The organism is Microbacterium sp. KUDC0406, assembly GCF_021582875.1.
In the GTDB taxonomy this organism is placed as follows: Bacteria; Actinomycetota; Actinomycetes; order Actinomycetales; family Microbacteriaceae; genus Microbacterium.
This window is the reverse complement of record NZ_CP091138.1, coordinates 2,357,371-2,383,655: the sequence shown is the minus strand read 5'-3', so window position 1 is coordinate 2,383,655 and position 26,285 is coordinate 2,357,371. Positions and strand designations below refer to the sequence as shown.

The window sequence follows — 26,285 nt, the reverse complement described above, 5'->3', positions numbered from 1 at the left end:
CGAAGCGTCACAGCACCTTCGACAGGAAGTCCTTGGTGCGTGCCTCCTTCGGGTCGTCGAACAGCTCGGCCGGGGCCCCGCTCTCCACGACCTTGCCGTCGGCCATGAACACGACGCGGTCGGCGACCTCGCGCGCGAAGCCCATCTCATGCGTCACCAGCACCATGGTCATGCCCGACGCCGCCAGATCGCGGATCACCTGCAGCACCTCGCCGACCATCTCGGGGTCCAGCGCGCTGGTGGCCTCGTCGAAAAGCATGATCTCGGGGCTCATCGCCAGGGCCCTGGCGATCGCCACGCGCTGCTTCTGACCGCCGGAGAGGGATGCCGGCCGGGCATCCGCCTTGTCGGCGAGGCCCACCCTGGTGAGCAGCTCGAGGGCGCGCTCGCGCGCCTTCGTCTTGCTGAGCCGGCGCAGCTCGGTCGGGGCGAGCATCACGTTCTCGAGAGCCGTCATGTGCGGGAACAGGTTGAAGTGCTGGAACACCATGCCGACGCGCTGTCGCACCCCGTCGAGTTCCTTGCCCTTCGCGGTGGCGATGTTCTCGCCGACGATGAGCACCTCGCCGCTGGTGACCTCCTCGAGACGGTTCAGGCAGCGCAGCAGGGTGGACTTGCCCGACCCCGACGGGCCGATCACAGCGATGACCTCGCCGTTGGCGACCGTCAGGTCGATGCCGAGGAGCACCTCGTTCCTGCCGAACGACTTGTGCAGGTCGCGCACCTCGATGGGGTTCCCGGTCGTGGAGACCGGACGCGTGTATGCGGGTTCGCTGTTCGTCATGGTCATCCCCTACTTGTTGAACTTGCGGTCGAACCAGTTGGACAGCACCGTGAGCAGCCAGATCACGATGAAGTACATCGCACCGACGACGATCCAGATCTCGAAGGAGCGGAAGGTCGAGGCGATCACGATGCGGCCCTGGTAGGTCAGCTCGGCGAAGCCGAGGACCGACAGCAGCGACGTGTCCTTCAGGGTGATGATGAACTGGTTGATGAGGTTCGGCGTCATGATCTTGAACGCCTGCGGCATCACCACGCGTCGCATCGACGCGCCCCAGCCCAGGCCGAGCGAGCGCGCGGCCTCCATCTGCCCCGGATCCACCGACTGCACGCCACCGCGCACGATCTCGGTGATGTACGCACCCGCGTTCAGCGAGAGCGTGATGACACCTGCGGTCAGCGCGTCCAGCGGCTGCCCGGTCACCGCGGGAACACCGAAGTAGAAGAAGAACGCCTGGACCAGCACCGGGGTGCCGCGGAAGATGTTCACGTACGCGCTGGCGAGGAACCGCACGAAACCGTTCGCGGACAGCTTCATGATGCCGAACAGGATGCCGAGCACCATCGCGAACACGATCGACAGCGCCGTCGCGAGCAGAGTCAGCAGCAGACCCTGCATCAGCGGCGGGAAGGAAGCCTGCAGCAGCGACCAGAACGAGTTGTCCGAGGCCTCCGCGTCGTCGATCGCGAGGTAGCGGTCGATGATCTGCTGGTAGGCGCCGGACTCCTTGGCGTTCTCGAGGCCGGCGTTGAACATCGCCAGCAGTTCGGCGTTCTCGCCCTTCTTCACCGCGAATCCGTAGTCGGCACCCGGCTCCGGATCGGTGACGATCTTCAGCGGCACGTTGCCCGAGGCGATGCCGAACTGCAGCACCGGGGCGTCCTCGAAGGTCGCCGCCGAGCTGCCGGTCGCGACGTCGTTGTACATGTCGGCGGAGTCCTGGAAGGCGTTGACCGTGAACCCGACCTTCGCGCCCAGCTCCTTGGCGAAGTCGTAGCCGACGGTACCGGTCTTCACGGCGACGTTCTGGCCCTTCAGATCGTCGTACGAAGAGATGTCGCTGTCCTTCGCGACCGCCATCTGCACGCCCGAGGCGTAGTACGGATCGGAGAAGTCGAAGACCTGCTTGCGCTCGTCGGTGATGCTCATGCCGGCGATCACGCCGTCGGCCTGCCCGGCCGTGAGCGCCGCGAGTGCGGCATCGAACCCGAGGGTCTTGATCTTCACCTCGAAGCCCTGGTTCGCCGCGATCGCGCGGAGCAGGTCCATGTCGATGCCGACGTTCTCGCCGTCCAGCTGGTAGATGAACGGAGCGAACGTGGTGTCGGTCGCGACCGTGAACGTGCCGTTGGATACCGGGGTGTCGGTGGCGAAGTTCGGGTTCTTCGGAAGGGCGCCGGGCTTGCCGGGATCGAGTTTCTCGTTGCCGAGTGCGGCCTTGCCGCCGCCGATGGTCGCCGCATCCGGAGCATCCTCACCGAGGTAGTCGTCGAGGATCTTCTGGTACGTGCCGTCGGCGATGAGGCTCTTCAGGCCGGCGTTGAACGCGAGACGCAGCGCCTCGTTGTCACCCTTCTTCACAGCCATGCCGTAGCTGGAGGCCTTCTCCTGGTCGGTGACCGTCTTCAGCGCGACGTTGCCGGTGGCGATGCCGTACGCGAGGATCGGGTAGTCGTCGAACGTCGCGACGGAGTTGCCGGAGGTCACGTCGCTGTAGGCGTCGGCGGCGTCCTGGAAGCCGGTGACGGTGAAGCCGATCTCCTTGCCGAGCTTCTCGGCGAAGGCGTAGCCCTCAGTGCCGGTCTTGGCCGAGACCGTCTTGCCCTCGAGATCGTCGTAGCCCGTGATCGTGTCGTCGTCGGCGGCGACCGCCATCTGGATGCCGGAGTCGAAGTACGGGTTGGAGAAGTCGAAGGTCTTCTCCCGCTCGCTCGTGATGGACATGCCCGCCATCACGGCATCGGCCTGCCCGGCGGTCACCGCGGAGAGCGCGCCGTCGAAGCCGAGCACGTCGATCTTGACGTCGAAGCCCTGGTCCTCGGCGACCGCCTTGATGAGGTCGATGTCGATGCCGCGCAGCTCGCCGTCGCGCTGGAACTCGAACGGCGCCCAGGTGGTGTCGGTCGCGATCGTGAAGGTCTTGCCCTTCACCGATGCCGAGTCGTCGGCGGCGTTCGCCGCACCGACCGCGCCACCGACCGTGAACACCAGCATGAACAGGGCCATCAGGCCCGCGGCGGCGGCGAGACGGTTCTCCCTCCACCAGTGTGCGGAATGTCTGAGAAGGGTCATCGCGTCCTCGTTCGTATCGTCATCGTCTTCGTGTATACGGCTGCGTTCCTCGGCCCGAGCAACCTTACACAGGTGGCCGTGCCACCATGGAGTGCCGTATGCCCGCGCGACAGGAGGGGACGAGGGGTGGCTGAAGCCGTCACGGTGATCGTTCCGACGTTCAACGAGCGCGACAACGTCGCGGAGCTCGTCGAGCGCACCGCCGCGGCACTCGCGGGCAGAGAGGCCGAGATCCTCTTCGTCGACGACAGCTCGGACGGCACGATGGACGAGATCGCACGGGTCGCGGCTTCCGCGCCGCTGCCGGTGCGTGGCTTCCACCGCGAGCACAACACGGGCGGACTCGGCGGCGCGGTCGTGCTCGGCCTGCAGCAGGCATCCCACGACATCTGCATCGTGATGGACGGCGATCTGCAGCATCCGCCCGAACTGCTGCCCGAACTGGTCGCCGGGCACGAGCGGGGGGACGTCGACGTCGTGGCGGCCTCGCGCTACATCGGCGGCGGCGACTCGGACGGCCTCGGCACCGCGCTGCGCTTCGGGGTGTCACGGGCGGCGACCTGGCTGACCAAGGCGATGTTCCCGCGCCGGCTGTGGCGCAGCACCGACCCGATGACCGGGTACTTCCTGGTCGACCGGCGCCGCATCGACGTCGACGGCCTGCGGCCGCGGGGCTTCAAGATCCTGCTCGAGATCCTGGTGCGCTCGGACGTGCGCGTCGCCGAGGTGCCGATGTCGTTCGGCGAGCGCAGGCACGGCACGTCGAAGGCGTCGCTGCGGCAGGGGGCGACGTTCGTCGCGCACCTCGCCCGACTGAGGTTCGGCAAGATGAGCCTGTTCGCGCTGATCGGCCTGCTCGGCGCGGTCGCGAACATCGGCATCATGTGGCTGCTGACTCAGGCCGGCATGCCGTACATCTGGGCGGCGATCATCGGTGCCGAGGTCACGATCATCGGCAATTTCCTGCTGCAGGAGCGGTTCGTGTTCGCCGATCTGCGCGCCGATGCGCGCGGGGTGTGGGCGCGATTCGCGGCATCCTTCGCCTTCAACAACGTCGAGGCGGCCCTGCGCATCCCGGTGATGGCGCTGATGGTCGAGAGCTGGCACATCTCCAGCGTGCTGGCGACGGCCGTCTCGCTCGTGGTCGCGTTCTTCGCCCGGTTCCTGTTCCACGCGCTGGTGGTCTATGCGCCGCGCGGGAGGAAGGCGGATGCCGCCGGCATCCGAGCCTTCCACCGACACCGCCGGCCAGCGGATCATCCGCGCGATCGACGCCGAGGCGATGCGGCCCGGCGAGCTCTGACCAGCGCTACTCTGTCGCCGTGAGCGACACCACGACGCCCCGGTTCCGGCTGAGCAGAATGCTGCCCCGCGACCCCGATCAGCCGCACCGTGTGGCCAGTTCTCTGGAGCTGTTCTTCGACCTCGTCTTCGTCGTCGCGGTGAGCGTCGCCTCCTCCCGGCTCCATCACACGCTGCTCGAAGGGCACGTCGGCGACGGCATCGTCACGTTCGTGATGGTGTTCTTCGGCATCTGGTGGGCGTGGATGAACTTCACCTGGTTCGCGACGTCGTTCGACAACGACGACTGGCTGTACCGGGTGATGACGATCGTGCAGATGAGCGGTGTGCTGGTGCTCGCCGCCGGAATCGGGCGTGCGTTCCAGGGCGACTTCGCCGTCGTGGTGCTCGGCTACGTGGTGATGCGCGTCGCCATGATCGCCCAGTGGCTGCGTGCGTCGCGGCCCGATCCGGCCTACCAGCGCACCGCGCTGTTCTACGCGGCAGGCATCGCGATCGTGCAGGTGTTCTGGCTGCTCTTCCTGCTGGTTCCCGCGACCTGGCAGGTGCCGGTGTTCGTGGTGCTCGCCGCCGCTGAGCTCGCGGTGCCGTTGATCGCCGAGTCGCAGAACACGACGCCGTGGCATGCGCACCACATCACGGAGCGGTATTCGCTGTTCACGCTGATCGTGCTCGGCGAGTCGATCCTCGCCTCGGCGAACGCGGTGATCGGCGCCCTCGACGAGGTCGAGTCGCTGTGGTCGCTGATCTCGATCGCGGTGCTCACCCTGATCTCGGCGGCATCGATGTGGTGGATCTACTTCTGGCCGCCGCACCACCGCGCGATCACGTCGATGAGGCGGTCGTTCCGCTACGGGTACACGCACTACTTCGTGCTCGCCGGGGCGGCGGCCTTCTCTGTGGGGATCGAGCTGCAGATCGACCTGCTGATCGGGGAGGGGCGCGTCCCGCCGCTGCTCGCGGCGTTCGCGGTGGCGATCCCGATCGCGGTGTTCCTGCTCGCGATCTGGTGGATCGCGATCCGCGAGAACGCCGACCCGCTGGTGAACGTCGCGGTGCCGGGCGGCGCGGTGCTCGTCCTGGTCGACGCGGTGCTGCCGCTGCCGGTCGCCCTGACCACCGTCATCCTCGTCGCCGTGGTCGTGGTGCTGGTGATCCGGCAGCCTCTGCGGGCTGAGCGCGCACAGATCGGCGCCTGAGCCACGGCACCTGACCTCGCACCGGTGCCTGCTGCCTCCGCCGAGACCCCTCCTGATTGTCGAGACCCCCGCTGGTCGACGGTGCTCAGGCGGGGTCTCGGCGTGGGTGAGCGTCTTGCGCAGATAATAGTTAGTGACTAACGTTGCGGCGGTGGACAGGTGGAGCAGGACGCACGAGGCACTGCGCACGGCGGCGCTGGAGCTCTTCGCGACGCAGGGGTATGACGCGACGGGAACGGCCGAGATCGCCGCCCGCGCCGGTGTCAGCGAGATGACGCTGTTCCGGCACTTCCCCGCCAAGGAGGCCCTGCTGCTGGAGGATCCGTTCGACCCGCTGATGGCGGAAGCCGTGCGCTCGCGCCCGCCGGGTGAGCCCGCGATGCGCGCGCTCACCACCGGCATCCGCGCGGTGTGGAACGGGATCGACACGGATGCCGCAGAGGCGCTGCGCGCCAGACTGCGCATCCTCGCGGGAGCATCCGGGCTGCATGGCGCGATCGAGCGCAACAGCGCGGCGACCTCGGATGCGCTGGTCGTCGCGCTCGTCGCACGAGGATCGTCCGAGGTCGGCGCGCGGGTGGCGGCGACCGCGGTGATCGCGGGACTGGGCGTGGCGCTGCTGGAGTGGGCGCAGTCCGACGAGCCCGATCCGGCGGCCGTGCTCGCCGCGGCACTCGACGCGCTGGGAGGTGGCGTCGATGCTGCGCTTCGATGACGTCGGCCTGGCCTTCCGAGGTGGCGACGGGGTGCACGACCTGTCGTTCCGGGTGGATGCCGGCGAGATCGTCGCACTCGTCGGGCTGAACGGCGCGGGCAAGACCACCCTGATGCGGCTGGCACTGGGGATGCTGCGGCCGGACTCCGGATCGGTGCGGGTGCTCGGGCATCCGCTCGACGACCTCCCGGTGGCGCGCTGGGCGGATGTCGGCGCACTGATCGAGGTGCCCTTGGCGTACCCCGAGCTGACGGCCCGCGAGAACCTGTGCATCGCGTGCCGTCTTCGCGGTGTCGACCCCGCAGTCGTGCCGGGAGCACTGGATGCCTGGCAGCTGACTCCTGTCGCCGACCGACGTTTCCGCCGGCTGTCGCTCGGCACCAGGCAACGGGTCGGCCTCGCAGCGGCGATGCAGCACGATCCTCGCCTGATCGTGCTCGACGAGCCCGGCAACGGCCTCGACCCTGCATCCGTGATCCTGCTGCGCGAGCAGCTGCTGCGTCGCGCGGGCGATGGCGCAGGTGTGCTGGTGAGCAGTCACCACCTCGACGAGGTGACGCGGATCGCCGACCGGGTGATCCTGATGAACCGCGGCGGGCTGATCGGGGAGCTCGACACAGCCGGCTCCGATCTCGAGCGAGTGTTCTTCGATCGCATCCGTGTCGACGACGAGATCCGCGTAGGGGCCCGGCGATGAACGCGCTGCGCGTCGAGGCGCTGAAGCTCGTGCGGTCGCCGGTGGGAGTGGTCGCGACGCTCGCGGTGATCGCGGGAACGCTCGCGCTGCTCGGCGGAATCACGGCGGCGGTCGCGGGCGGCAGCCCCGAGGTGGCGGCGAAGGCCGGGCCGGCGGCGGTGCAGGACTGGGCGGGCCTGCTCGCGGGCGCTGCGCAGGTGACCGCGGTCGGCGGCCTGATCGGGTTCGGCGCCGTGCTGGCGTGGATGTTCGGACGGGAGTTCACCGACGGCACGATCACCGGGCTGTTCGCCCTGCCGGTCGGGCGCGGGCGCATCGCCCTGGCGAAGATCGTGGTGCACCTGGTGTGGGTCGTGTGCGTGGGCGTCGTGCTGGCGGGCGGAGTGCTCGCGCTCGGGCTGCTGCTCGGCTACGGGACGCCGGATGCCGCGGCCCGGGCCGGTCTCGGCAGGCAGGTCGCTCTGGCGCTGCTCACCGGACTGATCGTCACGCCGGTCGCGTGGATCGCCACTGCTGCGCACTCGGTGTTCGCGGGCGTCGGCGGGACGATCGCGCTGGTGATCCTCGCGCAGGTCGGCTCGCTCTCCGGCGCGGGTGGATGGATGCCGCTGGCCGCGCCGGCGCTGTGGGCGATGAGCGGCGGCGCCGAAGTGACGACGGGGCAGCTGCTGTTGGTGCTCGCGGTGCCGGTGGTCTTCGCCGCACTGGTGTGCGCGTCCTGGTCGCGCCTGCAGCTGCGGCGGTGACCACCTCGCCCGCCTTCGAATCGCGCGACGTGCTGCTTCTGAGTGCGGAACGCAGCCAGTTGCGCGATTCGAACGAGCGGGGCAGCGCTTACGGGACGATGACGAGCTTGCCGCGGGTGTGCCCGGTCGCGCTGGCGCGGAAGGCGTCGGGGACCTCGTCGAGGCCGAACGTGCCGGCGATCTCGATCCGGAGCGTGCCGTCCTCGACCATCGCGGCGAGGCGTGCGGTCTCTGCGCCGTCGGGGCGCACCCAGATGTGCCGCCCGCCGTGCGCGACCACCGATGTGTCGGCGACGGACACCTGTGCTCCGCCCTCGCGGAGCACAGCGAGCGTGGTGTCGAGTTGGCCGCCCACGAAGTCGGCGACCGCGTCGACCGGGCCGCCGGCCAGCGCGAGCACGCGGTCGGCGAGGCCGTCGCCGTAGACCACCGGCTCGGCGCCGTACTCCCGCAGCGTTTCGTGATTGCGCTCGGATGCGGTGCCGATCACGCGGGCGCCCCGGGCGACGGCGATCTGCACCGCGAAGCTGCCCACGCCGCCGGCCGCTCCGTGGACGAGCACCGTGCGGCCATCGATGTCGCCGAGAGCGTCGAGCGCGCGCAGTGCGGTGCCGCCGGCGAGGGGCAGCGCACCCGCCTGCTCCCAGGAGAGGGATGCCGGCTTGTGCGCCACCGCGCGGACCGGAACATCCACCCGCTCGGCGAAGGTGCCGCCGCCGACGACGTCGGGGCGCGCGTAGGCCATCACCTCGTCTCCGACCTGGAACTCTGGGGTGTCCATGCCGACCGCGACGACCACGCCCGCGACATCCCATCCGGGGATCACGGGGAACATCGTCGGCATGATCGCGTCGAGTCCGCCGGCCATGAGCTTCCAGTCCACCGGGTTCACGCCGGCGGCGCGCACCTCGATCAGGACGGATGCCGGTGCCACCTTGGGCTCGGGCACATCGCGGACGGCGAGATCGGTGAAGTCGCGGGTGAAGCGGTCGTAGACGGCGGCGCGCATGTGTGGTCCTTTCGAAGATCGGTACTCAGGCCGAACGCCGATCGATGCGGCGTCATTCCATGGCACCTGAAGAACTGGGGCGGCGCGCTGCGCCGGAGAAGCTGCGTACGATCCTGCGGCAGCAGGTGGAGCGGATCGGCTGATTACAGTCCCTGCCCGGCCTCCCACAGCCTCTCGGTCTGGCCGGCCAGCAGCGCGTCGAGCGATCCGGCCTGGGCGTCGGTGAGTGAGGCGACGTAGTCGATGATGCCGCGGCCGCGCGCCAGGCGATCCCGGTCCTCGCCGGTCCCCGGCCCGCCGAGCCGGCCGTAGTCGTCCTGCGCGAGCTCCACCAGGTCGGTCAGGCGGCGTGGCGCACGGCGGGCGTCACGTGGATCGTCGAGCCAGGCCGCGAACCCGTCGACCAGGCGCTCCAGCACGGTCGCCTGCCCGCGCTGGTAGACCGTGAGGTCGGGGCGCTCCAGGATGAACCGTTCGTGCAGGAACTTCAGCACGGCGACCTCGTGCCAGGCCCGGCGATCGAGGCTGACGTGTCCGGAGCGGATGTCGGGGTGTCGGTGCACCTCGACCGAGGACTGCAGCCGTGCGATCCACTCCGTGGTGAAACGGGCGAGGGCGCGCTCGGTGGCGAGCGATCCGTCGAACGGCTCGGAGAGCAGCCCGTCGATCACCTCGGCCTTGACCCTGGCGACGGCCTCGCTGAACGCGTCGGAGTCGGCGATCCAGGCATCCTTCTCGGCCAGCCGCCGCCACAGCAGCTCGAGGGAGTGCCCCGGCGTGCGGGCGTCGGCGCGCAGCGCCGCCGCGTCGACGGTGCGCAATCGGGCGAGATCGCGATGCCACCCGCGGAACTCGGCCGACAGCGTGACGGCGTTCAGCAGACCCGCGCGGTAGAAGTCGTCGAGGTCGTGCAGCGAGTAGGCGATGTCGTCGGACAGATCCATGATCGAGCACTCGACGGTCTGCTGTCCGCGCTCGATCATCGGGTAGGCGGAGAGCGCCTCCCTCGCGTCCTCTTCGTCGATCGCGTAGAAGCTGAACTTGCCCGCACCGCCGCGCCGGGGCCCGCCCTCGCCACGCAGCCACGGGTACTTCAGCACGGCCGCGCGCACCGCGGCGGTGAGGTTCAGGCCCACGCCCGGGCGGTCGTGCTCGTCGAGGCGGGTGATGATGCGGTACGTCTGCGCATTGCCCTCGAAGCCCTCCGACAGTCCGAACCTGTTGCGGGCGAGACGATCCAGGGTCTGCTCACCGAGGTGACCGAACGGCGGATGCCCCAGATCGTGAGCGGCCGCGGCGGCCTGGACCACGACCGGGTGCGCGCCGCCGAGCTCGGCCGCGGTGCGCCCGGCCTCGTCGTCACGCGCGGACAGGTGCGTCGCGATCGCCCGTGCGACCGCGGCGACCTTGATCGAATGCGTGAGCCGGTTGTGCACGGCGAGCCCTGCGCCGGTCTGCGAGATGACCTGAGTGACGGCGGAGAGACGCGAGTAGTACGGCGAGAAACGGATGCGCTCGACGTCGACGCGGAACTGCGGGTGCCCCTCGGTCAGCTGAAACTCGTCGAGCGTCTCGGGTGCGCGTCGCGCTTCGCGCGGATCATCCGTCATCCGCCCAGTGTGGCACGCCGGAGTCCTCGGCCCGCGGGTGTGCGAGGCATCCGCCGCGTCGCGACATACCCGCTGCGGCGCGAGACACCCGTCCAGGGAGGGGATTTCATGTTGGAACGGCTGTCTCGGGGTGGTCGGCGTACTCCCCGGGGAGTACGCCGAGGGTCTCCGGAGGCAGGATGCTGCGCGGGAGGTGGCGCGATTAGCATCGGAGGATGTCGGATCCGCAGCGCGTCGCCTCCTTCGGGGATGGCGGCGGGTGGGGGCCGCCCGCGTCGGTCGGGCGGCGACTGCGGCTGCTTGCGCCGGTCGTGCTGAGCTTCCTGATCCAGGTGCCGGCCGCACTGTGGATGACGGTGCGCGCAGCGCACCACGGAGCATCCGGGCTCCTCATCCTGCATCTCGCGCTGGCGATCGCCGGTCCGCTGGCGCTGCTGGCCGCGCGTCGCCTCCCCGGGCCGACCGTGGCGGTGGTCACCGGCTTCGCCCTGCTCGACGTGCTGACGACACCTGTGCCCGGTCCGCCGTATGTCGCCCTCGCATTCGCGGTGGTCGGCGCGGTTGCGCGCGGGGCGATGGTGTGGGCGGCGATCTCGGTCGGGATCGGCTGGGCGGCGGCGCTGCTGATCGGCACCGTGATCGACCGGTTCTGGTTCCCGGGCGCGATCGTCGCGGTGACCGTCGCGCTGGCGCTCTGTTTCGCGCTCGGCGCGGGCCTGCGCACGCGCGGCGCACGCCGTGCGCAGATGCAGGCCGAGGCGCGGCGCCGGCAGCAGAGCGCGGAGGAGCGCGAGCGGGTGCGCATCGCGCGCGAACTGCATGACGTGCTCGGGCACGCCCTGTCGCAGATGAACGTGCAGGCCAGCGTCGGGCTGCACCTGTTCGACAAGGATCCCGAGCAGGCGCGCGCCGCGCTGCAGAACGTGAAGAACACCTCGAAGCTCGCGCTGGAAGAGGTGCGCGGCGTGCTCGGGGTGCTGCGTGAGGGTGAGGCGCCTCTGGTTCCGCAGGCCGAGCTCGCCGAGCTGCCGCGGCTGATCGCCGGCCTGACCTCGCCGGGGCTCGACGTCGCGCTCGACGATCGCCTGGGGGACGGCGCGCCCAGCAGGGCGGCGCAGTTCGCCGCGTACCGGATCGTGCAGGAGGCGCTGACCAACATCGTGCGGCACTCCGGCGCTGCGCACGCGCGGGTCGTGCTGGAGCGGCGCGGTGAGCGGCTGGTGGTCACGGTCTCGGACGACGGGCGCGGCTTCGGCGGTGCCGATCCTGTGGATGCCGGTCACGGCGGCGTGCTCGGCATGCGCGAGCGTGCGGGCCTGCTGGGTGGCAGCATCAGATTTCAGGACGGCGAAGCCGGCGGCGCGATGGTCATCGCCGACCTGCCGTGGGGGAGGGCGTCATGATCAGGGTCGCGCTGGCCGACGACCAGCTTCTCGTGCGCGCGGGGTTCCGTGCGCTGCTGGATGCCGAGGATGACATCGAGGTCGTCGCCGAGGCATCCGGCGGTGAGGAGCTGCTCACCCGCATCCGCGAGACGCCGGTCGACGTGGTGCTGATGGACATCCGGATGCCGGAGGGCGACGGCCTCTGGGCCACAGAGCGGATCGCGGCCGATCCCGCGCTCGCCACGGTGCACGTCGTGATCGTGACGACCTTCGAGCTGGACGAGTACGTCGCCCGCGCGGTGCGCGCCGGTGCGGCCGGGTTCCTTGTGAAGGACACCGAGCCGGCCGATCTGGTGCGCGCGGTGCGCGCCGTCGCCGAGGGCGAGGCGCTGCTCTCGCCCGGCGTGACGCGGCGGCTGCTGGACCGGCTGGCGGTAGGACTGCGCGAGGCGCCGGATGCCTCGGCGCTGCAGGTGCTCACCGAGCGGGAGCGCGAGGTGCTGCGGCTGGTCGGCCTCGGGCGCACGAACGACGAGATCGCGGCGGAGCTGTTCCTCAGCCCACTGACCGCGAAGACCCACGTGTCGCGCATCCTGTCGAAGCTGCAGGCGCGCGACCGGGTGCATCTCGTGGTGATCGCCTACGAGACCGGTCTGATCGCGCCGGGCTGGCAGTAGTACTCCCCTGGGCGTAGACGAAGAGACGCCCTGGGGCGGATTCGCTCGGAGTCCCGGATCGCGAGGCTGGATCCATCGGTCGAGATGCGGCCGATCGGATCGAAGGAAGGGCATCATGCTCGCAACATCGGCGGCCGTCGCCGCACACGCAGGCGTCTGGGGCGGGGCTCCGTTCTGGCCGTTCTTCTTCATCTGGCCGGTGATGTTCCTCGTCATCGTGGGCCTGCTCATCACGCTCATCGTCCGCCGTCGCCGGTACTGGGGCGGCCCCTGGCAGGCCGCCCCCGGCGGGCACGCCCCGTGGGCGCAGGGACGCAGCGCCGAGCAGATCCTCGCCGACCGCTTCGCCAAGGGCGACGTCGACGAGACCGAGTACCGCGCCAGGCTCGAGGTGCTGAGGGCCAACCGCCCGGAGGCCTGAGTCGCAGACCGAGGATGCCGCCCCGAGACCCCTCGGGAGCGGCATCCTCCGTGTCGGTCGCCGTCGATTCTCACGGCCTGCTGCCGTGGAGATCATCCGGATGAATGGAATACGATGCCCCTGTTCGAGGTTGTGGACCATGAACTAACGAAGAAGGGAATGGCTGTGGAGAACATGCAGAAGGTTGCGGTGCTCGGTACCGGAGTGCTCGGATCGCAGATCATCATGCAGGCGGCTTATCACGGTAAGGATGTGCGGGCGTACGACATCTCGGACGAGATCCTCGCGAAGCTCGCCGCACGGTGGGAGTGGATGCGAGGGCACTATCGCACCGATCTGCCCGACTTCACCGACGAGAAGTTCGACGCGGCGATCGGCCGCATCTCCACGACCACGGTGCTCGCCGACGCGGTCGGCGATGCCGATGTCGTCGTCGAGGCCGTGCCCGAGAACCTCGAGCTGAAGAAGAAGGTGTGGGCACAGGTGGGCGAGGCCGCTCCGGCGGGGGCGATCCTCGCGACCAACACCTCGTCGCTGATGCCGAGCACTTTCGCCGACGCGACCGGTCGTCCGGAGCGGCTCGGCACGCTGCACTTCGCGAACATGGTGTGGCGGTTCAACACCGGCGAGGTGATGGGGCATCCGGGAACCGACCCCGCCGTGCTGGACGCACTGGTGCAGTTCGCGACAGAGATCGGCCTCGTGCCCTATCGCGTGCGCAAGGAGTCGCCGGGGTACCTGCTGAACGGCCTGCTCATCCCGTTCCTCGACGCCGGCGCGCGGCTCTATGTGAACGGCGTCGGCTCGGTCGCCGACATCGACGGCATCTGGCGCAAGGCGACCGGTTCGCCGCAGGGCCCGTTCGAGATCTACGACGTGGTCGGATTCAACGTCGCCTACAACATCCAGGCCAACAACCCGCAGCCGAGTCCTTTCATCGATGTGCTGAAGCGCGGCATCGACAACGGCAAGACCGGCGTCGCCGACGGCGAGGGCTTCTACACCTACGACGCCGAGGGCCGGAACACCGGGGTCTCGTCGCAGTTCCCCGAGGTCTGGGGCAGCTGACCCGCACTGCGCACGGGGGAGCGGTCAGAGATCCCACTCGGAGAGCGGCGGGATGAGGGGCTCATCGCCCGCCCCCGCCGCCGGGCGCACACAGACAGTGACGCGAGTCTGCGATGTGATCCGCACGCTCATCCGCAGGCCTCCTCGCACGACGAACTCGACGAATCGCGGAGGGGAGTTCCCCGCCTCTTCGATCCTTCTCTTCACGTCCTCGATGTTCTGCCCGTGCTCGAGGACGAAGGTCGTGCCGTCGATGGACACTTCCATTTGCGTCCTGGGTCCTGCTGCGTCCATACCGGGACTCTCAACCCGATTCGGAAGACCGCAAACGGCCTTGAAAGAACCGGGAGATTCTGCAAGCGCTCCAGAAGGGCGGTGAGCGTTCTATGGTTCAGTAATGGGCAGGCTCAAGTACGACGGAACGTCCGGACCGATCACGATCGATGACGAGACCCTCGCGCACGTGAAGGTGGTCATCGCCACGAAGCTCCGCAGACAGGAGAGCTTCATGATGACGTGGCTGCATCCGGATGGAGAGCCGGATGCCCGCATCACCATCTGGATCCATCCCGCCATCCCTCTGCAGTTCGGTTTCGATCGTGCCGAGGTCCCGCCGCTGAGCGCCGCCCGCGTCAAAGCGATGATGACGCGCCTCAACGCGACGGGGGAACTCAATCTGAATCTGCTCGAGGAAGAGCCCGACGCGTCTGACAGGTGAGCCTGCGGAGACTGGAGGGTCCGGTGGAGCCTTTCTCACGCCGGTTCGTCGGGCGCGGAGCATCGGTCCGGTGGTCGACTGGAAGACATGGACAGCCTCGACACCCTCTCGGAGCGGACGCCGATGGTGCCCGTCTACTTCTCGTCGAGCGCGTCGGGGATGGTGCGCAGTTTCGCGGAGCGGCTGCGCCGGCCGGTGTTCGATCTGACTGTGCGCGAGATCCGGCAGTCCGCGCCGGAGGGGCCCTGGGTGCTGCTGACCCCGTCGTATGCCACCGGCAACCCCGACAATGACACGATTCCCGAGCCGGTGCGACGGTTCCTGTCGCAGCCGCGCACGCGTCGGCTGATGGTGGGCGTGATGGGATCGGGCAACCGCAACTTCGGAGCGCAGTACCAGGCGGCGTGCCGGCAGATCGCTCGCGCATCCGGGCGTCCGGTGCTGTTCGAGTTCGAGCTGCAGGGGACGCCGTGGGACGTCGAGGAGGCGCGACGTGTGCTCGCGGCGCTGGACCTGAGACTTGCCGGGATCACGAAGCCCTGACAGGTCGTGACCTGCGCGATGGAGAAGGACGGTCCTTCAGGCGCGGTGATAGCCCGGACGCGACGCCTCCGTTCGTGAGGGAGGCTGGCCGCCCACCCGGACGCCGATGAGGAACGCGATGGTCGCGGCGCTCCCCACCAGCATCCAGGTCATCCAACGGGGCACGGTCAGCCGCCCGACGGATTCTCGAGCGGCCTGCCGTTCTCGTCGGTCGTCTCCTCGTCGAGCACGTCGCGCTGCGTGCGCTGCTCGTTCTGCTGCTGGTCCGGCTGCTGGTCCGGCTCCTCCGGTGCACCGCCGGATGCGACATCCGCCTGCTCGTCGGGGCCGGGGGTTCCACGCGTGTTCGTCGGATCGCTCATGATCTCTCCTTCGTTCGGTCCGATGACCGTACGCGCGCACCGTCGCTGAAAGGAGGGGCTCGACCGCGGCGGCTTCGGCCCGGACACTGCGGCGCGTCTAGCCCGCGGGCGTGTGCATGCCCACATTGATGACGTGACCGCTGCTGTCGCGATAGAAGAACCGGGTGACGCCCCACGGCTCGTCCGTGAGCGGGTGTACGATCTCCAGCCCAGCGGCCTGAACGCGGGCGAGGGCCTCTGTCACGTCGTCCACGAAGACCGACACAGCCGGATTCATCGGCGCGGACGCATCGGCGGTCATCAGACTGAACTGGTGGCCGGCATCGTCACCGAGCGTGACGATCCATCCGTGGTCCATGAGCACGCCGAGGCCGAGAGCCGCCTGGTGCTCCGCAACCGCTTTCGCCAGGTCTGTGACGGTGAGGTTCGGTACGACCCTGTGAACGCGCATGCCGCCCATTCTCGCGCGGGCACCGGCGACGCGGGCTCGCCCGTCGCGTGTCCGCGTCGATCGGCGCGCCGAAGTCAAGGGGTATGCCGGAATCTCGATCCATCACCATGCTGTCGGGACGATGAAAGGAGACGATCATGTCTGATGCACAGCCCACGCCGGAAGAGACCATGATTCCCGAGGAGCTCGCTCCTCGTCAGCAGTCGGACGACCCGGTCGCGAACGATCCGGACGCGACCGGCGACGCAGGCGATTCCGATGAGGAGACGTCGACGGATGACGAGGGGGACGACGACATCGACCTCAGCGATCTGCCGTGACGTGACGGATTCAGCGGAGAGCGTCGAGGACGGCGTCGAGCGCCGCCTGCACGGTCGACTGGACGATGGCCGGTGGCGGCCCGCTGAAGTGATGCTCCTCGACGTGGGTCCGGTCGCCGGAGGCGACGGCGACGAACACGGTCCCCGGCGCTTTGCCCTCTTCGGCCCCGGGCCCCCGACCCCCGTGACGGCCACTGCGATGTCAGCACCCAGCCGGCTTCTCGCCCCGAGCGCCATCTGCCGCGCCGCGCTTGCGGTCACCACCGGTCCTGGGTCGACGCCGAGAAGATCGAACTTCACCGAGGGCAGGTATGCCACCACAGACCCGGCGAACCAGTCGCTCGCATCGGGGGCCTTGCCGAGAGCGGCGGCGATGGCTCCGCTGGTCAGGGACTCCGGCGGCACCCACGATTCTTCCCTGCTGCTTCGCGAGACGAGCGATCGCTGAGGCGTTGTTCTCCATCTGGTCAGTATCCGTCGCGCGGAGAGCGGCGACCAGCGGATTGACACGCGCAACGCCGGTGTGCTCGGCAGCATGGGCAGGACCCGGCCGCCGCACATCGTCCTCCCTTTCCGTCAGTTCACCACCCCCTTGCGCGTTCGGATGATGACGCGTTGACTCGCGGGACCTTGACGGACCGAAGGAGGGTTCCGACATGTGGAAGAACCAGACAGCACAGCGCACGCCTCGGCTCGCGCTCGTGTGCACCGCAGGTCTCGTGGTCAGCGTCCTCGCCGGCTGCAGCGGGGGCACGACCGGGACGCCGAGCATGCCGGAGGTGCCGCCGACGCCCGTCGGATCCGGTGCGCCGGGTTCCGCGGAGTCCGCCGGTCTCGATTCTCTGGTGGCCGCTGGTGAACTGGCGATGAAGGAAGTGCCCGGCAGCACGGTCATCACGATCGAGACCGAGCAGAACGGCGCCGTGTGGGAGGTGCAGGTCGTCACTTCTGACGGCACCGAGAATCAGCTCGACATCTCCGCCGACGGCACCGAGGTCGTCAGCGGCCCCAGGGCCGAGTCGGATGACGCCGCAGACAAGGCGAAGCATCAACAGCGCGTCGCTGCAGCGAAGATCGACTACAAGAAGGCGGCCGAGCTGATGCTCGATGCGGTGCCCGGCGGGTCGATCCAGGAGCTCGGCCTGGACAGCGACATGGGCAAGACCGTCTGGGAGGGCGATGTGATCGACACGTCACAGTTCAAGCACGAGGTGCAGCTCGACGCCGTCGACGGGAAGGTCCTGCGAGACGACTCCAGCGACTGAGCCGTTGCGCTCCCTCGAAGAGCGGGATTCTCACCGCGCAAAGCAAAACCCTCGCGATGTAGAAGCTACGCGAGGGTTTCTAGAACCGTTGTAACGACGGTCCTTGTGGCTCCGACGGGCGTCGATCCCGTGACCTCACGATTTTCAGTCGTGCGCTCTACCAACTGAGCTACAGAGCCGCGCGACCGGCGAACCTGTCGCGTCCTAGACGAAGAGCCCTCTCGAAAGAAGGCTCGTCGCTTGGAGCGACCCTGACGGGACTTGAACCCGCGACCTCCGCCGTGACAGGGCGGCACGCTAACCAACTGCGCTACAGGGCCATAACTTTTCAATTGTATCGGATGAGTGACCCCAACGGGATTCGAACCCGTGCTACCGCCGTGAAAGGGCGGCGTCCTAGGCCGCTAAACGATGGGGCCGAAGGTCTGCCTGGGGGCTTTCCTTGCCGACGCTCAAGCATAAGCGATGTCCTCGCGAAAACACGAATCGAGGGCGTGGCCTCTGTCGCTCGGGCGTGTTCAGGTGCACCATGGGAGGTGGCGAGCCGTGCCCGACGGCACCCCGCCGGTGAGTAGGACGCCGTTGTACGCCTGTTGCACATGTGACGGATGTTGTTAGTGTGGCAACTGTGAAACGGGCGGGAAGGGGCCGCGTGAACGACGAGAAATACCCGGTCGAGGCTGGCGAGCCCGACTGCGGGTGCGGTCCGACACCCGGCGAGCGCAGCCGGCTGTGGACGCCCGACGGCGTGACCCGCCGCAGCGCGATGACCATCGGCGCCCTCAGCGTCGCCGCGCTCGGCGTCTTCGGCATCGGCGCCGGAACGACGGCAGCGTTCGCCGCGAGCTACCCGAGCTGGGACGACGTCCAGAAGGCCAAGGCGAACCAGGCGGCGAAGGCCGGCGAGGTCACCCGCATCAAGGGCCTGATCCAGAGCCTGACCAACAAGGTCGCAGAGACCAAGGCCGCATCCGAGAAGGCGGGTGACGAGTTCTTCGTCGCCCAGCAGAAGTTCTTCGATGCCGCCCAGCAGGCGGACGACCTGCAGTCGCAGGCCGACGAGCAGGCCAAGCTCGCCGACGAGACCTCGGCGAAGGCCGGTCAGGTCGCCACCCAGCTGTACCGCAAGGGTGGCGAGGACTCCGCTCTCGAGCTCTTCTTCAGCGGGTCGGCGGCGAACGCCGACGGGCTGCTGTCGCGGCTGGGCACGATGGACAAGCTGCTCGAGTACAACCAGTCGGTGTACGACAACGCCGTCGCCGCCCGTAACTCGGCGCAGGCGCTCAGCAACAAGGCCAAGGTCGCCCGCGACGAGCGCGACCGTCTGCAGAAGGTCGCCGAGCAGAAGATGATCGCGGCGCAGCAGGCGGCGGATGCTGCACAGGCGGCGCTCGACGAGAGCGAGGCGAACCTCACCACGCTGCAGGCGCAGCTCGCCGCACTTCAGGACACCACGGCGAAGACCGTCGCCGCCTACCAGGAGGGCGAGCGGATCCGCAAGGCGGCCGAGGAGAAGCGCCGCCGCGAGGAAGCCGCGCGCCGCGCCCGTGAAGCCGCGGAAGCCGCGAAGAACAACGGCGGCGGCGGCGGAGGCGGCGGCGGAGGCGGAACGCCCACCTCCAGCGGCTGGGTGCGCCCGCACGGCGGCCACCGCAGTTCCGGGTACGGCGCCCGCCCGCGTCCGTGCCCCAGCTGCTCGGCCTTCCACTACGGCGTGGACCTCGCCAACGGCTGCGGAGCGCCGATCTACGCCGCCCACTCCGGCACGGTCGACGCCGCGTTCTACAACGGCGGATACGGCAACTACATCCGCATCCAGCACGGCGGTGGGATCGGCACCGGCTACGGCCACATCCGCCCCGGCGGCTTCCGGGTCAGCCCGGGTCAGCACGTGCGTGCCGGCCAGGTCATCGCCTACGCGGGCACGACGGGCGCCTCCACCGGATGCCACCTGCACTTCGAGGTCTATCGCAACGGCGGCGCGATCAACCCGATCACCTTCATGGCGGCACACGGCATCTCGGTCTGAACGCTCGTCTACATATGAGAATCCCCGGTCCTCAGGACCGGGGATTCTCATATGTCGTGCGAGGTCAGTGACCCCCGTTGGCGAAGCGCTGGATCGCCTCGTTCAGGATCCGCTCCGCCTCGGCGGCATCGCCCCACTCGTCGACCTTGACCCACTTGTTGGGCTCGAGGTCCTTGTAGTGCTCGAAGAAGTGCGCGATCTCGTCCTTGGTGTGCTGCGGCACGTCGTCGACATCGTGGATGTGCGCCCAGCGCGGGTCCTTCGACAGCACGGCCACGAGCTTGTCGTCGCCACCGGCCTCGTCGCTCATCTTGAGCACCGCGACGGGGCGCACGTTCACGACGACGCCCGGGTAGATCGGGTGGTCGAGAAGGACCAGCACGTCGAGCGGGTCGCCGTCCTCGCCGAGCGTGTCGTCGAAGTAGCCGTAGTCGGCCGGGTAGCCGAACGTCGTGTAGAGCACGCGGTCGAGGTGCACCCGTCCGGTCTCGTGGTCGACCTCGTACTTCACGCGGCTGCCGCGCGGGATCTCGATGACGGCGTCGTGTGCGCCCATGCGTTCTCTCCTTGTTGTGACGGCACCTGCGGATGCCGGAAGACGGTGGGATGCCGCCGACAAGCCTACTCCGGGCGGCCGGCGGCTCTCCGTGAGCACCTCGCGCGGAGAAAAACGCTTTGCGCGGACGTCTTCGGGGATTCGCCCGCCCGAAGCGCACTTCTCCGCGGCACCCGCTCGCCGGATCGCAGGGAGGCGACGCGTAAGGAGACGCGCGCAAGTCTCCTCACGCAAGTACCGTGGGGATGTGGCAGAACGATCCCTCGACCCCGCCGTCGCCGAGGTGCGCCGGGCCGTGCGCGCGGCGCTTCCCGACGGCGGCACCGTGATCGTCGCCCTCTCCGGCGGCGCCGACTCGCTGGCGCTCGCCGCAGCGACCGCCTTCGAGGCGCGCCCCCGCGGGATCGAGGTGGTCAGTGTCACCGTCGACCACGGTCTGCAGGAGGGCTCCGCGGATGTCGCGGCCCGAGCCGCCGCCGCGGCCGAGCGGCTCGGGCTCCGGGCGCTGGTCGTGCGCGTCGAGGTCGACGCCGAAGGCGGGCCGGAAGCCGCGGCGCGGGATGCCCGGTACGCGGCCCTCCGCGCGGTCGCGGCGCGCGAACAGGCGCCGGTGCTCGTCGGCCACACCCTCGACGATCAGGCCGAGACCGTGCTGCTGGGCCTTGCCCGCGGGGCCGGCGCGGCCAGTCTGCAGGGCATGGCGCCCCGACGCGAGGACGAGGACGGCACGGTGTGGCTGCGCCCACTGCTCGGAGTGCGACGTCAGACGACGCGCGCCGCGTGCGCGGCATCCGGGTTGCAGATCTGGGACGACCCGCACAACCTCGACCCGCGGTTCACCCGTGTGCGCGTGCGCGAGCGGGTGCTGCCCGTGCTCGAGACCGAACTCGGCCCCGGCATCGCCGAGGCGCTCGCCCGCACCGCCGAGCAGCTCCGGGAAGACGCCGAGGCGTTCGACGAGATGATCCACGAGACCATCGAGGACATCGTCGAGCACGCCGAGGCGGGAATCTCGGTCAGCGTCGCCGCCCTCGCGGCGAACCCTGCCGCGCTGCGGAACCGCATCATCCGGCTGGTCGTCGGCAGCGAGTTCGGCGTGAGCCTGTCGCGCGTCCAGACCCTCGAGGTCGCGCGCCTGGCCACCGACTGGTCGGGCCAGGGCCCGATCGATCTGCCCGGCTGCAGCGCCCGACGCACCGGCGGGCAGATCGTCTTCACCGCGCGCGTCACGGGTCGTTGAGCGAGGAGCGGAGCGACGAGACGAAACGCTCGCAGGTCGGTTGAGGCGTTTCGTCTCGCTTCGCTCGCTCAACGAACCGGGGAGCGCTACTTCTTGCTGCCGAACAGGCCGCCCAGGATGTCGCCGATGCCGCCACCGCCGGAGGAGCCCTGCGAACCGCCGCCGAGGAGGCCGCCGAGATTGCCGAGGATGTCGCCGATGCCGCCGCCCTGCTGAGCGCCGGACTGCTCGCCGCCGCCGAGCAGCCCGCCGATGACGTCGCCGATACCGCCGCCGCCCGCGGCCTTGCCCTTGTTCGCGTTGGCGATGAGGCCGAGGACGATCGGTGCGAGCACCGGCAGCAGCTTGCCGAAGTCGATGCCGCCGGCCGTCTTCTCCGAGGAGTTCAGCGCCTGCGCGACATCCGTCTCCTTGTCTCCGAACACGTGCTTCACGATCTTGCCGCCGTCGGCCGCGTCGATGTCGTCCACGGACGAGGCGCCGGAGAATCCTTCGTGACGGCTCAGGGCGCTCTCGATGGCCGCCGAACCCTCGTCTGTCTGAGCGTTCTTCGCGAGCCCGCCGAGCAGGGCGGCGCCGCCCTCCTTCACGGCCTGCGCGGCCACATCCGGGCTGACGCCGAACTTCTGCGCGATGTCGTCGACCGGGACCTGCGTGAGGATGTCGTTGATATCCATTTTCTGCTCCCCGTGCGGGACGGTCGCCCGCATCACCGCTCACAGTAGTGCGGATGCCCGGCATCCGTCGCCTAAAATCGATCCATGCGCGCCGCTGAGATCCAGGACGACCTTTCAGAGATCCTCGTCACCGAGGAGCAGATCCGAGCGAAGCTCGACGAGCTGGCGGCGCGGGTCGCCGTCGACTACGCGGGCAAGGATCTGCTGCTGGTCGGCGTTCTCAAGGGCGCCTTCGTCGTCATGGCCGACTTCGCGCGCGCTCTGCCCATGCACGCGCCGATCGACTTCATGGCGGTCTCGAGCTACGGCGCCAGCACCAAGTCCAGCGGCGTGGTGCAGATCCGCAAGGACCTCGACACCGACCTGCACGGCAAGCACGTGCTCATCGTCGAGGACATCATCGACTCCGGCCTGACTCTCAGCTGGCTGCTGGAGAACTTCGAGTCCCGCGGCGCCGAGTCGATCGAGGTGCTCGCCCTGCTGCGCAAGCCGGAGGCGGCCAAGGTGCACATCGACTGCAAGTACGTCGGCTTCGACATCCCGCCGGAGTTCGTCGTCGGATACGGCCTCGACTTCGCCGAGCGCTACCGCAATCTGCGCGACGTCGCCGTGCTCGCCCCGCACGTCTACAGTTGACGCGCTGTCGGGGCAATGGCGCGAAGCGGCGTTGCGGCGCAGCGGGTCAAGGTTGAGCGAGCGGAGCGAGTCGAAACCCGCATCCGTACGCCGTAGGCGAATCCCAGCGGATGCCACAGGTTCGAGCGGTACGCTGATCGGATCATGGATGTCAAGAAGGTCTCCCGGAACCCGCTGATCTACGTGGCGCTGATCGGCCTGCTGCTGTTCGGCGGCTTCCTGCTGATCTCGAACCTGAGCGCGCCGCAGACGATCACCACGCAAGAGGGTCTGAAGCTGCTCGAGGGCACGACCGTGACCAAGGTGATCACCACCGACGGCGATCAGCGCGTCGACATGGAGCTCTCCAAGGCCTTCAAGGACTCCACGGCCGTGCAGTTCTACTACACGCAGGCCCGCGCCGACGAGATCGTCACCGCCGTGAACGCGGCCGATCCGAAGGACGGCTTCAACGACGTCGTCCCGCAGCCCAGCTGGTTCAGCGGCTTCCTCTCGATCTTCCTGCCGATGATCATCCTCGGCCTGCTGTTCTGGTGGCTGCTCTCATCGATGCAGGGCGGCGGCAGCAAGGTCATGCAGTTCGGCAAGTCCAAGGCGAAGCTCGTCAACAAGGAGAGCCCGACGGTCACCTTCGCCGACGTCGCTGGCGCCGACGAGGCCATCGAGGAACTTCAGGAGATCAAGGAGTTCCTGCAGGACCCCGCGAAGTTCCAGGCGATCGGCGCCCGCATCCCGAAGGGCGTGCTGCTGTACGGCCCTCCCGGAACAGGTAAGACCCTGCTCGCCCGCGCCGTCGCCGGCGAGGCCGGCGCCCCGTTCTACTCGATCTCCGGTTCGGACTTCGTCGAGATGTTCGTCGGCGTCGGCGCGTCCCGCGTGCGCGACCTGTTCAACCAGGCCAAGGAGAACGCCCCGGCGATCATCTTCATCGACGAGATCGACGCCGTCGGCCGGCACCGCGGTGCGGGCCTCGGCGGCGGCAACGACGAGCGCGAGCAGACTCTGAACCAGATGCTCGTCGAGATGGACGGCTTCGACCCGAACGCGAACGTCATCGTGATCGCGGCCACCAACCGTCCCGACATCCTCGACCCCGCGCTGCTGCGCCCGGGCCGCTTCGATCGCCAGATCGGCGTGGACGCCCCCGACCTCAAGGGCCGCCAGCGCATCCTCGACGTGCACGCCAAGGGCAAGCCGCTGTCGAAGAGCGTCGACCTCGAGGTCGTCGCCCGCAAGACCCCGGGCTTCACCGGAGCCGACCTGGCCAACGTGCTCAACGAGGCCGCGCTGCTGACCGCGCGCTCGAACGCGCAGCTGATCGACAACCGTGCCCTCGACGAGGCGATCGATCGCGTGATCGCCGGACCTCAGCGCCGCACCCGCGTGATGAAGGACAAGGAGAAGCTCATCACCGCGTACCACGAGGGCGGTCACGCACTCGCCGCCGCGGCGATGAACCACACCGATCCGGTCACCAAGATCACGATCCTGCCGCGCGGCAAGGCCCTCGGCTACACGATGGTGCTGCCGCTCGAGGACAAGTACTCCGTCACCCGCAACGAGCTGCAGGACCAGCTCACCTACGCGATGGGCGGCCGCGTCGCCGAGGAGCTCGTCTTCCACGACCCCACCACCGGCGCCTCGAACGACATCGAGAAGGCGACCAGCATCGCCCGCAAGATGGTCATCGAGTACGGAATGACCACCGAGCTCGGGCCGGTCAAGCTCGGCTCCGAGGGCGGTGAGCCCTTCGCCGGCCGTGACATGGGCCGCGGACGCGAGTACTCCGAGTCGATCGCCGAGCGCGTCGACATCGAGGTGCGCGCCCTCATCGAGCAGGCCCACAACGAGGCCTACCAGGTGATCAGCGCGAACCGCGACATCCTCGACCGCCTCGCGCTGGCGCTGCTCGAGGAGGAGACCCTCGACCACAACCAGATCGCGGAGATCTTCACCGACGTGCGCAAGCTGCCGGAGCGCCCGCAGTGGCTCTCCAGCGACGAGCGCCCGGTCTCGCTGCTGCCCCCGATCGACGTGCCGCAGCGTGCGGACACCGCCGGCATCGCCGCGCAGGCAGCCGCTCCCGCCGAGACGACGCGGCCGAAGCCGCAGGCGGGACACACCCGACCGGCGACGGCCTGACGTGACCGTCGACAGGGGACGTGTCGAACGGCTCACCCGTGAGCTGCTCGAGGCGATCGGCGAGGACCCCGACCGTCCGGGGCTGAGGCAGACGCCGGCGCGGATGGCGGAGCTGTACTCGGAGTACTTCGCCGGCGTGCATGAGGACCCGGCGGCACCGCTCGCGCGCACCATCAGCGTGTCTCGCGGTCCTGCTCCCGAGACGCTGCCCTCGGGGGCGGTGCTGCTGCGCGGCATCCGGTTCCGCTCGGTCTGCGAGCACCATCTGCTGCCGTTCGCCGGGCATGCGCACATCGCGTACCTGCCGGGGAGCAGGTCGTCGGACTCGGCGCGCTGGTGAAGGTCGTCGAGATCCTCGCCGCGCGCCCGCAGGTGCAGGAGAGGCTCGGCGAGCAGATCGCCGACACGATCGCCGAGAACCTCGACGCCCGTGGCGTGCTGGTCGTGATGGATGCCACGCACGGCTGCGTCACGATGCGCGGCGGGCGCCAGCCCGAGGCGTCGACCCTGACGATCGCCGCCCGAGGCGCCTACACCGACCCGGTCGCACGCACCGAGCTGATCGCGCTCATCGGCGCGGGCCCGGGGCCCACCGCATGGAGCCCTTCGACGAGCTCAGGGACCGGGGAATGACCGGGATCTGGGGCATCCTCAACATCACGCCTGACTCGTTCAGCGACGGCGGGCGGCACATGGATCCCGAGAAGGCGCTCGCGCACGCGCACCGGATGCGGGCCGAGGGCGCTGCCGTGATCGACGTCGGCGGCGAGTCCACCCGGCCCGGGGCCTCACGCGTGCCGGTCGCCGAGGAGCAGAGCAGGGTGCTGCCGATCATCGCCGCGCTGGCGGACTCGGGCATCCCGGTCTCGATCGACACGCTCAACTCCGAGACCGCGGTGGCCGCCGTGGAGGCGGGCGCGCGGATCGTGAACGACGTCTCCGGCGGGCTCGCCGACGAGCGGATGCTGGCCGCCGTGGCACCGACCGGCGCTGACATCGCGATCGGGCACTGGCGCGGTCCGTCCGACGACATGTACGCGCGCGCCCAGTACGCGCGGGCGGCGCGCGAGGTGGCGGGGGAGCTGCGCGAGCGGATCGCCGCCGCAGCGGCCGCCGGTATCGCGCCCTCGCGCGTGATCGTCGACCCGGGCATCGGGTTCGCGAAGACCGGATCACAGAACTGGGATGTGCTGCGCGGCCTCGACGAGATCGTCGCGCTCGGCTCGCGGGTGCTGATCGGCACCTCGCGCAAGCGGTTCCTCGCCGAGACCCTCGCCGGCGACGCGGATCAGCAGCGGCGCGACCTGGCGACGGCCGTGACCAGCGCGCTCGCCGCGCGGGCCGGGGCCTGGGCTGTGCGGGTGCACGACGTCGCCGCGACGCGGGATGCGCTGGCGGTGCTGGAGGCGTGGGACGGCAGCATCGCCGGACGCTGAAAGCG

Annotated in this window: 27 protein-coding genes, 3 tRNA genes and 3 pseudogenes; 19 read left to right on the top strand and 14 right to left on the bottom strand. The window is 69.3% G+C overall.

Features of this window, described 5'->3' with window-relative positions; all coding sequences use genetic code 11:
* Window positions 1–7: 7 nt before the first annotated feature.
* Both L2X99_RS11955 and L2X99_RS11950 read right to left on the bottom strand, forming a co-directional pair.
* A complete protein-coding gene (locus L2X99_RS11955; protein WP_329608008.1) occupies window positions 8–790 on the bottom strand; it encodes an amino acid ABC transporter ATP-binding protein in 783 nt (260 codons plus the stop codon).
* A 3-nt stretch (window positions 791–793) separates the two neighbouring features.
* Complete coding sequence (locus L2X99_RS11950; protein WP_236126542.1) at window positions 794–3,076, bottom strand: ABC transporter substrate-binding protein/permease; 2,283 nt, start codon at window positions 3,074–3,076, stop codon at window positions 794–796.
* Here L2X99_RS11950 and L2X99_RS11945 point away from each other — a divergent pair.
* The 5 genes from L2X99_RS11945 to L2X99_RS11925 all read left to right on the top strand — a co-directional run bounded on the left by L2X99_RS11945 (window position 3,059) and on the right by L2X99_RS11925 (window position 7,735).
* The gene (locus tag L2X99_RS11945; RefSeq protein WP_236135151.1) at window positions 3,059–4,402 is read left to right on the top strand and encodes a glycosyltransferase; all 1,344 of its coding nucleotides are present in this window, start codon (window positions 3,059–3,061) and stop codon (window positions 4,400–4,402) included. The two genes, L2X99_RS11950 and L2X99_RS11945, sit on opposite strands and share 18 nt — an antisense overlap.
* Entirely contained in the window at window positions 4,399–5,577 is a 1,179-nt protein-coding gene (locus tag L2X99_RS11940) for a low temperature requirement protein A (protein WP_329608007.1), read from the top strand. Before L2X99_RS11945 ends, L2X99_RS11940 begins: the two co-directional genes overlap by 4 nt.
* Window positions 5,578–5,728: 151 nt before the next feature.
* The gene (locus L2X99_RS11935; protein WP_236135150.1) at window positions 5,729–6,292 is read left to right on the top strand and encodes a TetR/AcrR family transcriptional regulator; all 564 of its coding nucleotides are present in this window, start codon (window positions 5,729–5,731) and stop codon (window positions 6,290–6,292) included.
* Window positions 6,276–6,989, top strand: coding sequence for an ABC transporter ATP-binding protein (locus L2X99_RS11930; protein WP_236135149.1), 714 nt, complete (start codon window positions 6,276–6,278; stop codon window positions 6,987–6,989). The genes L2X99_RS11935 and L2X99_RS11930 overlap by 17 nt, the downstream gene beginning before the upstream one ends.
* Window positions 6,986–7,735 carry an ABC transporter permease gene (locus L2X99_RS11925; RefSeq protein WP_236126547.1) on the top strand — a complete coding sequence of 250 codons (750 nt, stop codon included), beginning with the start codon at window positions 6,986–6,988 and terminating at the stop codon, window positions 7,733–7,735. Before L2X99_RS11930 ends, L2X99_RS11925 begins: the two co-directional genes overlap by 4 nt.
* A gap of 88 nt (window positions 7,736–7,823) precedes the next feature.
* Here L2X99_RS11925 and L2X99_RS11920 read toward each other — a convergent pair whose 3' ends face one another.
* Window positions 7,824–8,744: an NADP-dependent oxidoreductase gene (locus L2X99_RS11920; protein WP_236135148.1), complete on the bottom strand. Its 921-nt coding sequence runs from the start codon at window positions 8,742–8,744 to the stop codon at window positions 7,824–7,826.
* A gap of 143 nt (window positions 8,745–8,887) precedes the next feature.
* The gene (locus L2X99_RS11915; protein WP_236126548.1) at window positions 8,888–10,354 is read right to left on the bottom strand and encodes a deoxyguanosinetriphosphate triphosphohydrolase family protein; all 1,467 of its coding nucleotides are present in this window, start codon (window positions 10,352–10,354) and stop codon (window positions 8,888–8,890) included.
* A gap of 215 nt (window positions 10,355–10,569) precedes the next feature.
* Here L2X99_RS11915 and L2X99_RS11910 point away from each other — a divergent pair, with 215 nt between their 5' ends.
* From L2X99_RS11910 to L2X99_RS11895, 4 genes are all read left to right on the top strand, one after another.
* Window positions 10,570–11,757: a sensor histidine kinase gene (locus tag L2X99_RS11910; protein WP_236126549.1), complete on the top strand. Its 1,188-nt coding sequence runs from the start codon at window positions 10,570–10,572 to the stop codon at window positions 11,755–11,757.
* Window positions 11,754–12,416 (top strand): response regulator transcription factor, encoded by a 663-nt coding sequence (locus L2X99_RS11905; protein WP_236126550.1) that lies wholly within the window; start codon window positions 11,754–11,756, stop codon window positions 12,414–12,416. The genes L2X99_RS11910 and L2X99_RS11905 overlap by 4 nt, the downstream gene beginning before the upstream one ends.
* A 115-nt stretch (window positions 12,417–12,531) precedes the next feature.
* The gene (locus L2X99_RS11900; protein WP_236126551.1) at window positions 12,532–12,837 is read left to right on the top strand and encodes an SHOCT domain-containing protein; all 306 of its coding nucleotides are present in this window, start codon (window positions 12,532–12,534) and stop codon (window positions 12,835–12,837) included.
* Between the two features lie 159 nt (window positions 12,838–12,996).
* Window positions 12,997–13,905, top strand: a complete 909-nt coding sequence (locus L2X99_RS11895) for a 3-hydroxyacyl-CoA dehydrogenase (RefSeq protein ID WP_236135147.1) — start codon at window positions 12,997–12,999, stop codon at window positions 13,903–13,905.
* 24 nt (window positions 13,906–13,929) lie between these two features.
* On the opposite strand, the gene L2X99_RS11890 is transcribed toward L2X99_RS11895, so the two are convergent.
* The gene (locus L2X99_RS11890) at window positions 13,930–14,172 is read right to left on the bottom strand and encodes a hypothetical protein (RefSeq protein WP_236126552.1); all 243 of its coding nucleotides are present in this window, start codon (window positions 14,170–14,172) and stop codon (window positions 13,930–13,932) included.
* Window positions 14,173–14,302: 130 nt separating this feature from the next.
* On the opposite strand from L2X99_RS11890, the gene L2X99_RS11885 reads away from it, so the two are divergent.
* Together L2X99_RS11885 and nrdI are read left to right on the top strand one after the other, a co-directional pair.
* Window positions 14,303–14,623: a DUF7882 family protein gene (locus L2X99_RS11885; RefSeq protein ID WP_236126553.1), complete on the top strand. Its 321-nt coding sequence runs from the start codon at window positions 14,303–14,305 to the stop codon at window positions 14,621–14,623.
* Window positions 14,624–14,710: 87 nt separating this feature from the next.
* On the top strand, window positions 14,711–15,166 hold the full coding sequence (nrdI, locus tag L2X99_RS11880) for a class Ib ribonucleoside-diphosphate reductase assembly flavoprotein NrdI (protein WP_236126554.1): 456 nt from the start codon (window positions 14,711–14,713) through the stop codon (window positions 15,164–15,166).
* A 167-nt stretch (window positions 15,167–15,333) separates the two neighbouring features.
* On the opposite strand, the gene L2X99_RS11875 is transcribed toward nrdI, so the two are convergent.
* Both L2X99_RS11875 and L2X99_RS11870 read right to left on the bottom strand, forming a co-directional pair.
* Window positions 15,334–15,528 carry a hypothetical protein gene (locus L2X99_RS11875; protein ID WP_236126555.1) on the bottom strand — a complete coding sequence of 65 codons (195 nt, stop codon included), beginning with the start codon at window positions 15,526–15,528 and terminating at the stop codon, window positions 15,334–15,336.
* A 97-nt stretch (window positions 15,529–15,625) separates the two neighbouring features.
* A complete protein-coding gene (locus L2X99_RS11870; protein ID WP_236126556.1) occupies window positions 15,626–15,979 on the bottom strand; it encodes a VOC family protein in 354 nt (117 codons plus the stop codon).
* Between the two features lie 137 nt (window positions 15,980–16,116).
* Between L2X99_RS11870 and L2X99_RS11865 the strand changes: the two genes are divergently transcribed.
* On the top strand, window positions 16,117–16,299 hold the full coding sequence (locus L2X99_RS11865; RefSeq protein WP_236126557.1) for a hypothetical protein: 183 nt from the start codon (window positions 16,117–16,119) through the stop codon (window positions 16,297–16,299).
* A 10-nt stretch (window positions 16,300–16,309) separates the two neighbouring features.
* On the opposite strand, the pseudogene L2X99_RS17920 reads toward L2X99_RS11865, so the two are convergent.
* Together L2X99_RS17920 and L2X99_RS17915 are read right to left on the bottom strand one after the other, a co-directional pair.
* A pseudogene (locus L2X99_RS17920) lies at window positions 16,310–16,462 on the bottom strand (CinA family protein); the annotation flags it as partial.
* 74 nt (window positions 16,463–16,536) lie between these two features.
* Window positions 16,537–16,836: pseudogene (locus L2X99_RS17915) on the bottom strand (CinA family protein); the annotation flags it as partial.
* 119 nt (window positions 16,837–16,955) lie between these two features.
* Here L2X99_RS17915 and L2X99_RS11855 point away from each other — a divergent pair.
* Window positions 16,956–17,564, top strand: a complete 609-nt coding sequence (locus L2X99_RS11855) for a PepSY domain-containing protein (protein WP_236126559.1) — start codon at window positions 16,956–16,958, stop codon at window positions 17,562–17,564.
* Window positions 17,565–17,670: 106 nt separating this feature from the next.
* Here L2X99_RS11855 and L2X99_RS11850 read toward each other — a convergent pair.
* The 3 genes from L2X99_RS11850 to L2X99_RS11840 all read right to left on the bottom strand — a co-directional run bounded on the left by L2X99_RS11850 (window position 17,671) and on the right by L2X99_RS11840 (window position 17,983).
* Window positions 17,671–17,743 (bottom strand) — tRNA-Phe (locus tag L2X99_RS11850).
* A gap of 67 nt (window positions 17,744–17,810) precedes the next feature.
* A tRNA-Asp gene (locus L2X99_RS11845) sits at window positions 17,811–17,884 on the bottom strand.
* A 26-nt stretch (window positions 17,885–17,910) separates the two neighbouring features.
* Window positions 17,911–17,983 (bottom strand) — tRNA-Glu (locus tag L2X99_RS11840).
* A 233-nt stretch (window positions 17,984–18,216) separates the two neighbouring features.
* Here L2X99_RS11840 and L2X99_RS11835 point away from each other — a divergent pair.
* Window positions 18,217–19,593, top strand: a complete 1,377-nt coding sequence (locus L2X99_RS11835; RefSeq protein ID WP_236126560.1) for a M23 family metallopeptidase — start codon at window positions 18,217–18,219, stop codon at window positions 19,591–19,593.
* A gap of 64 nt (window positions 19,594–19,657) precedes the next feature.
* On the opposite strand, the gene ppa is transcribed toward L2X99_RS11835, so the two are convergent.
* Window positions 19,658–20,149, bottom strand: a complete 492-nt coding sequence (ppa, locus tag L2X99_RS11830; RefSeq protein ID WP_236126561.1) for an inorganic diphosphatase — start codon at window positions 20,147–20,149, stop codon at window positions 19,658–19,660.
* A gap of 247 nt (window positions 20,150–20,396) precedes the next feature.
* Between ppa and tilS the strand changes: the two genes are divergently transcribed.
* On the top strand, window positions 20,397–21,389 hold the full coding sequence (tilS, locus tag L2X99_RS11825) for a tRNA lysidine(34) synthetase TilS (RefSeq protein ID WP_236135146.1): 993 nt from the start codon (window positions 20,397–20,399) through the stop codon (window positions 21,387–21,389).
* Window positions 21,390–21,475: 86 nt separating this feature from the next.
* Here tilS and L2X99_RS11820 read toward each other — a convergent pair whose 3' ends face one another.
* Entirely contained in the window at window positions 21,476–22,066 is a 591-nt protein-coding gene (locus L2X99_RS11820) for a DUF937 domain-containing protein (RefSeq protein WP_236126562.1), read from the bottom strand.
* A gap of 84 nt (window positions 22,067–22,150) precedes the next feature.
* Between L2X99_RS11820 and hpt the strand changes: the two genes are divergently transcribed.
* The 4 genes and pseudogenes from hpt to folP all read left to right on the top strand — a co-directional run bounded on the left by hpt (window position 22,151) and on the right by folP (window position 26,280).
* Window positions 22,151–22,702: a hypoxanthine phosphoribosyltransferase gene (hpt, locus tag L2X99_RS11815; protein WP_236126563.1), complete on the top strand. Its 552-nt coding sequence runs from the start codon at window positions 22,151–22,153 to the stop codon at window positions 22,700–22,702.
* 144 nt (window positions 22,703–22,846) lie between these two features.
* Window positions 22,847–24,844, top strand: a complete 1,998-nt coding sequence (gene ftsH, locus L2X99_RS11810; RefSeq protein ID WP_236126564.1) for an ATP-dependent zinc metalloprotease FtsH — start codon at window positions 22,847–22,849, stop codon at window positions 24,842–24,844.
* Window position 24,845: 1 nt separating this feature from the next.
* Window positions 24,846–25,477, top strand: a pseudogene (gene folE, locus L2X99_RS11805) (GTP cyclohydrolase I).
* Entirely contained in the window at window positions 25,474–26,280 is an 807-nt protein-coding gene (gene folP, locus L2X99_RS11800) for a dihydropteroate synthase (RefSeq protein WP_236126565.1), read from the top strand. Before folE ends, folP begins: the two are co-directional and overlap by 4 nt.
* Window positions 26,281–26,285: the final 5 nt, after the last annotated feature.